Annotated in this window: 3 protein-coding genes; all 3 read left to right on the plus strand. The window is 55.3% G+C overall.

What is annotated here, in order from left to right; translation table 11 throughout:
• Positions 1 to 237, plus strand: a 237-nt coding sequence (locus ABYM29_RS15595; RefSeq protein WP_372865712.1) for a hypothetical protein, incomplete at its 5' end; no start/stop codon positions are given.
• Positions 238 to 251: 14 nt separating this feature from the next.
• A complete protein-coding gene (locus ABYM29_RS15600; RefSeq protein ID WP_372865713.1) occupies positions 252 to 1,001 on the plus strand; it encodes a tetratricopeptide repeat protein in 750 nt (249 codons plus the stop codon).
• A 494-nt stretch (positions 1,002 to 1,495) separates the two neighbouring features.
• Positions 1,496 to 1,857, plus strand: a 362-nt coding sequence (locus tag ABYM29_RS15605; RefSeq protein WP_372865714.1) for a hypothetical protein, incomplete at its 3' end; no start/stop codon positions are given.

Here is a 1,857-nt window from a genome sequence, read left to right on the forward strand (position 1 = left end):
CGTGATGTCGCGGATAATCAGAGCCATACACCGGGACTGAGCAGTATTCCCTTGCTGGGTAACTTGGCGAAATCCTCGGGCAAGAGCGATACCGATAAAGAGCTGATCATTGTGGTTACGCCGACGATTGTTCGCGAGCCAAAACACAGCGCCCAGCTTTGGCAGTTTGACGATGCCTCTGCGCTGCTCAATCGCGCGGTGGCCGAGTCGATTCGTTCGACGCGCAGCCGTTACTAAGTGAAGGACTAGTCATGCAACACTCGGCAATTAAATGTTTCACTCGATCGTTATTAGCGGTCGTTGCCATGGTCTCGCTATCGGCCTGTGTGTCTATGGATGCGCACCGTGAGGCGACACCGGATCCCAATAAGCGGCTGGATAAAATGCTAGCCCTGTACGAGCAGGGGCGGGAAAGCGGCAGTGCCTGTGCAGAGCTCTGGAAGGCCTATAGCGCCACCACGGACTGCGAGCGCATACTGAATGAGGTCGAGCGCTTGAGCGTTGAATTCCCACGCAATACGCGCATTTTGCTTGCCAGTGCGGTAATGCAGTACGAGGCCGGTCGTGAGGACAAGGCACAGTTGATGCTGGACAACCTGCTTTCCATGCCCGGCAGTCATCCTGAGGCCGCGTTGCTGCGCAGTAAAATTGCGATGAACGATGGCAGTACCACTCGTGCCCGGGCGGTATTGGAGGCGCAAATTCTGCTGAACCCGGATTACGCCGAGCTGCGAGAAGCCTTGGCGGCAACCTATTACCTGGATGGCAAATATGATCAGGCACAGCGCGCGCTGAGCATAGCCGGACGGCTGGGCGCCCCGGGTTGGCGGCTGTCTTATCATCAGGGGTTAATTCGCGAGGCTAAAGAAGACTGGACGGCAGCCTGTGGTCTGTACGCGATGGCCCTGGAGCAGCGCCCTGACTTTCGTGCGGCGGCCGCGAGATTGGTTGGCCTCAGCCATTATGAAGATTGCCGGCGGCTTGCCGACCGCCGCCGATAAGCGCTGACTTACAGTATAGGAACCGGGCGAGTCCCGGTTTTTTTATGCCTGTCTAATAGTGGCGGGGCTCGATGTGTCTCGGCTGTTTCGCCATTTCTGGCCGTCTTATTAGGATCTGCCGCCGGTTTTTGTTTGCTGCTCAGTGGATTGAGCGGGTGGATTCCCAGAATGCAATGACACTGCTTTGCAAAATAAAAATAGACATGTTGTTCCTGTTTGGGAGAGCGTGTTTGTCGCCCGGCGGGCCGTGGTTTTGTTTCTTTAATGTGTTGATAAATAAGGAAAATAAAAATAAGTCTGGGAGTTTTTGAAGGTTGGTATGGCGCCTGCAATAACCCTGTTAAGAATCACCGCCTCGTACCGAATGGTTTGGATGGCAAGGGCGATTCGATAGGAGCGCGGAGTAACCCCGGTTGCGAAGCACGACAACTAGAAACACAGCACAGCGTGCTGCGGCTATCCAAGCCACCCCAACTTTTAATGAGGAAGACATTATGAAAACTGCAATCAAAACTTCAGCCAAAACCAAGAAGCAAGGCGGCTTTATTATGACCACTGAACTGGTGCTGCTGGTCACCACCATGGTGGTGGGCATGATCGTCGGTTTGGTCACCATGCGCGATTCGGTAGTGGCCGAAATGGAAGATGTGGCCGAAGCGGTCGGTGCTCTGGATCAAAGCTACGCCTACAACGGCCTGCGTGAGTCCAACAGCGGTTCAGCGGTATCGGGTTCACAGTTCCTGGATAACCAAGATCTGAACGCCGGCGACGCCGCGTCATTCAGCTTCGTAAGCTCTGACGGCATCGAAGGCACAACGGGCCTGGCGGCTCCTACCGGCGCCTACTCGACCGATGC

This window comes from Spongiibacter sp., from assembly GCF_041602295.1.
GTDB lineage: Bacteria > Pseudomonadota > Gammaproteobacteria > Pseudomonadales > Spongiibacteraceae > Spongiibacter.